The organism is Kluyvera genomosp. 2 (genome assembly GCF_036759865.1).
GTDB classification, from domain to species: domain Bacteria; phylum Pseudomonadota; class Gammaproteobacteria; order Enterobacterales; family Enterobacteriaceae; genus Kluyvera; species Kluyvera ascorbata_B.
Genome location: NZ_JAPKIA010000001.1, coordinates 252,902 through 260,212, shown reverse-complemented (window position 1 = coordinate 260,212; position 7,311 = coordinate 252,902). Strand labels below are relative to the sequence as shown.

Here is a 7,311-nt window from a genome sequence, read left to right as displayed (position 1 = left end):
TAATCACGGCGGTATGGGCGGCGGCCAGGGTCATAACCCGTTTGGCGGTCATGGTAATCACGGTGGCAATGGCGGCGGTGGTAACCAGGGCGGTGGTGATAATCACGGCGGTATGGGCGGCGGCCAGGGTCATAACCCGTTTGGCGGTCATGGTCACCACGGCGGTAACGGCGGCGGCGATGATAATCATGGCGGCGGTCACCACGGCGGTAACGGCGGCGGCGATGATAATCATGGCGGCGGCCACCACGGCGGAAACGGCGGCGGCGATGGTAACCATGGCGGTGGTCACCACGGTGGTAACGGCGGCGGCGGCAACAACGGCGGCGGTAATAACGGTGGCGGTAACAACGGCGGCGGCAACAACGGCGGCGGTAATAACGGTGGCGGTAATAACGGTGGCAGCAATGGTGGTAGTAACGTCGGCGGGGTTCAAACAACCAGCGGAATTACGGGCACCACGGTGACGACGACCGGAAGACAATCAAGCGGTAACAACGGCGACAGGTCGCGCTCCGGCTTGTGCAACCAACCGGGTGCTATTGGCTGTAACTTCCGCTAATTGAGCGATAACGCTTTATCGTTAACAAAGCATCAAGACAGATCGTTAGTAAAAGGCCGTAACCCAAGCGTTACGGCCTTTTTTTGTCGTTTGCACGGCAGGCATAAAGTATATGGTTCAGTTGCCGATAATGAGTCTAACTATATAAATTTTCTATATAAAAAGAGATTGCAATTGGCAGGCTTGGTTACTATTGTAAACATAATGTTTACAAAATGTGTTAGCTAACCATTTCTGCTTCGGGACAGATCCTGCTCAGGGACGATCTCAGATAAACGGGGAGTTACCATGCAAACATTCACGCGCATTTTCATTCCGATCGTTTCACTGCTGTCTGTTTTTACAACCGGAGCGCTGGCGGCAAACAGCGGTGTTATCCATTTCCGTGGGCAGATTGTCGAATCCCCCTGTGATTATCAAACCCTACCGGGCAAAGTGGGGGTCAGCTGTTATCAAGATGGAAAAACTCAGCACCAGTCGGTTCCCATCCATACGCTGCTGGACGGGCGGCAGTTCGTGAATGAAAAAAGCACCGCCAACCTGCGCTGGATTGATAAGGATAAAAAAACAGCAGTCCTCACCGTGGAATACAAATAGCCGAAACGAAATGACGAGTCGCGTTGTCTATGGTAGATAATCGATTTGTCTGAGTGAGAGGATAGTAAGCATGGCCGAACGAATTCAGGTGCTGCAGGGGGATATCACCACCCTGGAGGTGGATGTTATCGTCAATGCAGCCAACCCTTCGTTAATGGGCGGTGGCGGCGTTGATGGTGCGATTCATCGCGCTGCCGGGCCGTCGTTACAGGAAGCCTGCGCGGTTGTGCGTCAGCAGCAGGGGACCTGTCCGACGGGGCATGCGGTGATTACGCATGCGGGAAACCTGAAAGCAAAAGCCGTGATTCACACGGTCGGGCCGGTGTGGCAGGGGGGCGGTGAGCAGGAAGCATCGTTGTTACAGCAGGCGTATTATAACAGCCTTCAGCTGGCGCTGGATAATGGCTATCACACGCTCGCCTTTCCGGCGATCTCAACGGGCGCTTATGGCTACCCGCTGAAGGCGGCAACGGAAATCGCCGTCAGCACGGTGGCGGCATTTTTGACCCGCCGTAGCCTACCGGAGACGGTCTATTTCGTGTGCTTTGATGACGCGACCACCCGGTTGTATCGGGAGGTACTTGGCCAGACGAGAATCCCCGTTCTGGCCAACGATGCGAACACTTAGTGGCTGGCAGCCTGGGTTTTCGTCACCTTTTGCTGCGGTTTACCGGAAAACAGGAAACGCAGCAACGGGATACGCAGGTGAATTTCATAGAGCACCAGCGCACAGCCGACCACAAAGACCAGCCCCGTCAGGAAGCCGAGTGAGTTTGAGCTGATGCTCGGCATAATCCATGCGCCATAGAACAGCGTTAGCGGATGGTGTACTAAATAGATAAATAAGGAAGCATTCACGAAATAGGTCACGCGGGCAGACTGGAAGTTGAGCATGCGGTGACCGAACGAGAACACGACGTTCACCATCCACAGCCCCAGCACCATCGTAATCAGGTATTCCGTTTCATACATCCATGCGTCGCCAGAACCATAGTGCTGGTTCAGGCGGTAGGCGATAAAGCCGAGCAGCGCCGCGACGATGCACCACGGTGACGGGGTGGTGAACAGGGTTTTGAGCTTTGGATGAATAAAGGCCAGCGCGCCCAGGATAAAGAACGGCACGTAAAATAGCGTCTGCATCACTACAAAGTTGAACAGCCCATCGCTCAGAATCGGCGGATAGACGATGAAAATGGTGCGACGGATGGCAGCGTAGAGCAGGCCAAGCAGCAGAAACATGACCGTCAGTTTGCCCATCGTCATGTTATCGAACAGATCCGCGCGACGGCGCGTCTGGCGACGGCGCATAAAGCGGAAGGCCATAATCCCGAGCGTGGTGAGCACCACCAGCACAAGCAGGAACCACAGGTGTGACACCAGCTCCCAGGCCAGCGTATTATATTTTTGGTAAAACGTCAGCGTATGCCACGTTTCCGTCTTACCCTTAACGTATTGCAGCATCAAAAATTGCGGCAGCGTGAGCAGCGGAATGGCGGTTAGCATCGGGATACCGACCCGTTCCACGCGAACTTTCCACCATTTTTTCAGCGGGTAACGCAGAAAAAGCATGTAGGAAAAGTAGCCGGAAATGACAAAGAACACCTGCATGCGAAACGCGTGCACAAAATCGTTAAACAGCGTCAGCCACCATGACGGCGTCGGGCTGTTCATATGCCAGGTGTGGGTCGAATACAAAAGTGAGATGTGAAAGGGGATCCCCAGCAGCATCAGCCAGGCCCGGATCGAGTCGAGAAAATATTCACGCTGTGCGGGTTTGTTATTCATAGGGTTAGGTACGATTCTCAGACTAATCGCCTTACAGCGTAAGGTGATAAAGTTTACATTCGTTGGCAACCCTACACGAACTCTGGTTACCTGTCTCCAGGATAAGCACGCAAAGTGCAAAGCGCAGTTAACAGTTGCTTACTCGATAAGCCACCGCGCTCAACAATACGGGGATTATGTTGTCGGATAGCTTGAATTTCCAGTAAAATGGATCGGATCGATTTAAGCACACAAAGGGGGAAGTGCTTAGTTATATGAAACAGAAACCACAGATGATGAAACTGCGTTGGTTAGGCGCAGCCGTAATGTTGTCCCTGTGTACTTCATCTGCATGGGCATTCAGTATTGATGACGTTGCAAAGCAGGCTAAAACGCTGGCGGGCAAGAGCTACGAAGCGCCAAAAAGCAACCTGCCTTCCGTCTTCCGCGACATGAAATACGCGGACTACCAGCAAATCCAGTTTAATCACGATAAGGCATACTGGAGCAAAGTTAAGACCCCGTTTAAGCTCGAATTCTACCATCAGGGTATGTATTTCGACACGCCGGTGACGATTAATGAAGTCACGGCAACCTCCGTGCGCAAAATTAAGTACAGCCCGGACTACTTCACGTTCGGCGACGTTCAGCATGACAAAGATACCGTGAAGGATCTTGGCTTCGCGGGCTTCAAAGTGCTGTACCCGATCAACAGCAAAGACAAAAACGACGAAATCGTCAGCATGCTGGGCGCTAGCTACTTCCGCGTGCTGGGTCAGGGCCAGGTTTATGGTCTGTCCGCTCGCGGTCTGGCGATTGATACCGCCCTGCCGTCCGGCGAAGAGTTCCCGCGTTTTCGCGAATACTGGATCGAGCGTCCGAAAGCGACCGACAAGCGCCTGACGATTTATGCGCTGCTGGATTCCCCGCGCGCGACCGGTGCTTACCGCTTCGTGGTGATGCCGGGCCGCGATACCGTGGTTGACGTACAGACCAAAATTTATCTGCGCGATAAAGTCGGTAAACTGGGCGTCGCGCCGCTGACCAGCATGTTCCTGTTCGGGCCGAACCAGCCTTCGACCACAACCAACTATCGCCCGGCGCTGCATGACTCTAACGGTCTGTCTATTCATGCCGGTAACGATGAGTGGATCTGGCGTCCGCTGAACAACCCGAAACATCTGGCCGTCAGCAGCTATGCGACCGAAAACCCGCAGGGCTTTGGCCTGTTACAGCGTGGCCGCCAGTTCTCTCGTTTCGAAGATCTTGATGACCGCTACGATCTGCGCCCAAGCGCCTGGATCACCCCGAAAGGCGATTGGGGCAAAGGCACCGTTGAGCTGGTAGAGATTCCGACCAACGACGAAACCAACGATAACATCGTTGCATACTGGACGCCGGACAAGTTGCCGGAAGCCGGTAAAGAGATGAACTATAAGTACACCATCACCTTCACCCGTGACGAAGACAAACTGCACGATGCGGACAGCGCATACGTGATGCAGACGCGTCGCTCCACCGGTGATGTGAAGCAGTCGAACCTGATCCGTCAGCCGGACGGTACGCAGGCGTTTATCATCGACTTTACCGGCGCGGATATGCGCAAAATGCCGCAGGACACGCCGGTAACGGCGCAGGCCAGCATCGGTGATAACGGTGAAATCGTTGAAAACAGCGTTCGCTACAATCCGGTGACCAAAGGCTGGCGTCTGACGCTGCGCGTGAAGGTGAAAGATCCGAAGAAAACCACTGAAATGCGCGCTGCGCTGGTCAACGCTGACCAGACGCTGAGTGAAACCTGGAGCTATCAGCTGCCTGCAAATGAATAAGACAACGAAGTATATCGACGCACTGTCGCTTACGGATGCAGAAAAAGCGGCGCTCCCGGACACGACGCTGCGCGCCGTGCACGAAGCGCTGGATGACGAGCATCAGGCTTTTCCGCGCGATGACGACACGCCGCTGGCGTCCGTGAAGGCGCGTCTGGAAGAGGGCTGGCCGGACTCCCTGGGCGGCGAGCAGCTTATCAAAGACGACGAAGGGCGCACGCAGCTGCAGGCGATGCCGAAAGCAACGCGCTCTTCTATGTTCCCGGACCCGTGGCGGACCAACCCGGTCGGCCGCTTTTGGGATCGTCTACGCGGTCGCGATGTCACCCCGCGCTACCTGTCTCGTCTGACCAAAGAAGAGCAGGAGCATGAGGCGAAATGGCGTACGGTGGGTTCGTTACGCCGTTACACCCTGTTGATCCTGACGCTGGCGCAGACCGTCGTCGCCACCTGGTATATGAAGACCATCCTGCCGTATCAGGGCTGGGCGCTGATTAACCCGGCCGATATGGTCGGGCAAAATCTGTGGGTCTCCTTTATGCAGCTGCTGCCATATTTGCTGCAAACCGGGATTCTGATCCTTTTCGCCGTGCTGTTCTGCTGGGTCTCCGCCGGTTTCTGGACCGCGCTGATGGGCTTCTTACAGCTGCTGATAGGTCGCGATAAGTACAGTATTTCTGCGTCAACCGTTGGCGATGAGCCGCTAAATCCAGAGCACCGGACGGCGCTGATCATGCCTATCTGTAATGAAGACGTCTCTCGCGTCTTCGCCGGCCTGCGTGCGACCTGGGAGTCGGTGAAAGCCACGGGCCAGCAGAAGCACTTCGACGTGTATATCCTCAGCGACAGCTACAATCCGGATATCTGCGTTGCGGAGCAAAAGGCCTGGATGGAGCTGATTGCCGAAGTGCAAGGGGAAGGGCAGATCTTCTATCGCCGTCGCCGCCGTCGCGTGAAGCGTAAAAGCGGTAACATCGATGATTTCTGTCGTCGTTGGGGTAACCAGTACAGCTATATGGTCGTGCTGGACGCTGACTCGGTGATGTCCGGCGACTGCCTGACTAACCTGGTGCGCCTGATGGAAGCGAATCCGAATGCGGGGATCATCCAGTCTTCGCCGCGCGCTTCCGGTATGGACACCCTGTACGCGCGCTGCCAGCAGTTTGCTACCCGCGTCTACGGGCCGTTGTTTACCGCCGGTCTGCACTTCTGGCAGCTCGGTGAATCGCACTATTGGGGGCACAACGCCATCATCCGCGTGAAGCCGTTTATCGAGCACTGCGCGCTGGCGCCGCTGCCGGGCGACGGTAACTTTGCCGGGTCGATTCTGTCGCATGACTTTGTTGAAGCCGCGCTGATGCGTCGCGCAGGGTGGGGCGTATGGATCGCCTACGACCTGCCGGGCTCCTATGAAGAACTGCCGCCGAACCTGCTGGACGAACTGAAGCGTGACCGCCGCTGGTGTCAGGGTAACCTGATGAACTTCCGCCTGTTCCTGGTGAAAGGGATGCACCCGGTTCACCGTGCGGTGTTCCTGACCGGCGTGATGTCCTACCTGTCTGCGCCGCTGTGGTTTATGTTCCTGGCTCTGTCGACCGCACTGCAGGTGGTTCACGCCCTGACCGAGCCGCAGTACTTCCTGCAGCCGCGTCAGCTGTTCCCGGTATGGCCACAGTGGCGTCCTGAGCTGGCGATTGCGCTGTTTGCATCGACCATGGTGCTGCTGTTCCTGCCGAAACTGCTGAGTATCATCCTCGTATGGTGCAAAGGGTCGAAAGAGTACGGCGGTTTTGTGCGCGTGACGATCTCTCTGCTGCTTGAAGTCCTGTTCTCTGTGCTGCTGGCGCCGGTACGTATGCTGTTCCACACCGTGTTTGTGGTCAGCGCGTTCCTCGGCTGGGAAGTGGTCTGGAACTCGCCGCAGCGTGACGATGACTCTACGCCGTGGAGCGAAGCCTTTATGCGTCATGGTTCTCAGCTGCTGCTGGGGCTGGTATGGGCGGTCGGGATGGCGTGGCTGGATCTGCGCTTCCTGTTCTGGCTGGCGCCGATTGTGTTCTCGCTGATCCTCTCGCCATTCGTGTCGGTGATTTCCAGCCGTTCCACTATGGGGCTGCGCACCAAGCGCTGGAAGCTGTTCCTGATTCCGGAAGAGTACAGCACGCCGAAAGTGCTGGCCGATACCGAAGCCTATCTGGAACAGAACCGTGCGCGCGTGCTGGACGATGGCTTTATGCACGCGGTGTTTAACCCGTCGTTTAACGCCCTGGCCACGGCGATGGCCACCGCGCGTCACCGCGCGAGCCACGTGCTGGAGATCGCTCGCGATCGCCACGTCGAGCAGGCGCTGAACGAAACGCCGGACAAGCTGAACCGCGATCGTCGCCTGGTACTGCTGAGCGACCCGGTCACGCTGTCGCGAATGCACTATCGTGTTTGGGCCGCACCGGAGAAATACTCCTCATGGGTGGCCGAGTACGATAAGCTGACGCTGAACCCGCTGGCGCTGAAAGCCAAATAGCGCGGCGCTTCTCTGGCGTCGGTGTTGTGCCTCGTCCG

Annotated in this window: 6 protein-coding genes; 4 read left to right on the top strand and 2 right to left on the bottom strand. The window is 56.3% G+C overall.

Annotation, left to right across the window (positions count from 1 at the left end):
• Positions 1–436, bottom strand: a 436-nt coding sequence (locus V6942_RS01290) for a hypothetical protein (protein WP_333500721.1), incomplete at its 3' end; no start/stop codon positions are given.
• Positions 437–850: 414 nt separating this feature from the next.
• On the opposite strand from V6942_RS01290, the gene V6942_RS01285 reads away from it, so the two are divergent.
• Positions 851–1,159 carry a hypothetical protein gene (locus tag V6942_RS01285; RefSeq protein ID WP_182965628.1) on the top strand — a complete coding sequence of 103 codons (309 nt, stop codon included), beginning with the start codon at positions 851–853 and terminating at the stop codon, positions 1,157–1,159.
• A gap of 70 nt (positions 1,160–1,229) precedes the next feature.
• Complete coding sequence (ymdB, locus tag V6942_RS01280) at positions 1,230–1,787, top strand: O-acetyl-ADP-ribose deacetylase (protein WP_106926254.1); 558 nt, start codon at positions 1,230–1,232, stop codon at positions 1,785–1,787.
• Here the strand turns inward: ymdB and mdoC are convergent.
• Positions 1,784–2,944 (bottom strand): glucans biosynthesis protein MdoC, encoded by a 1,161-nt coding sequence (mdoC, locus tag V6942_RS01275; protein WP_106926256.1) that lies wholly within the window; start codon positions 2,942–2,944, stop codon positions 1,784–1,786. The two genes, ymdB and mdoC, sit on opposite strands and share 4 nt — an antisense overlap.
• Positions 2,945–3,198: 254 nt before the next feature.
• Between mdoC and mdoG the strand changes: the two genes are divergently transcribed.
• Both mdoG and mdoH read left to right on the top strand, forming a co-directional pair.
• A complete protein-coding gene (gene mdoG, locus V6942_RS01270; RefSeq protein ID WP_106926258.1) occupies positions 3,199–4,752 on the top strand; it encodes a glucans biosynthesis protein MdoG in 1,554 nt (517 codons plus the stop codon).
• A complete protein-coding gene (gene mdoH, locus V6942_RS01265) occupies positions 4,745–7,273 on the top strand; it encodes a glucans biosynthesis glucosyltransferase MdoH (protein ID WP_106926260.1) in 2,529 nt (842 codons plus the stop codon). Before mdoG ends, mdoH begins: the two co-directional genes overlap by 8 nt.
• Positions 7,274–7,311: the final 38 nt, after the last annotated feature.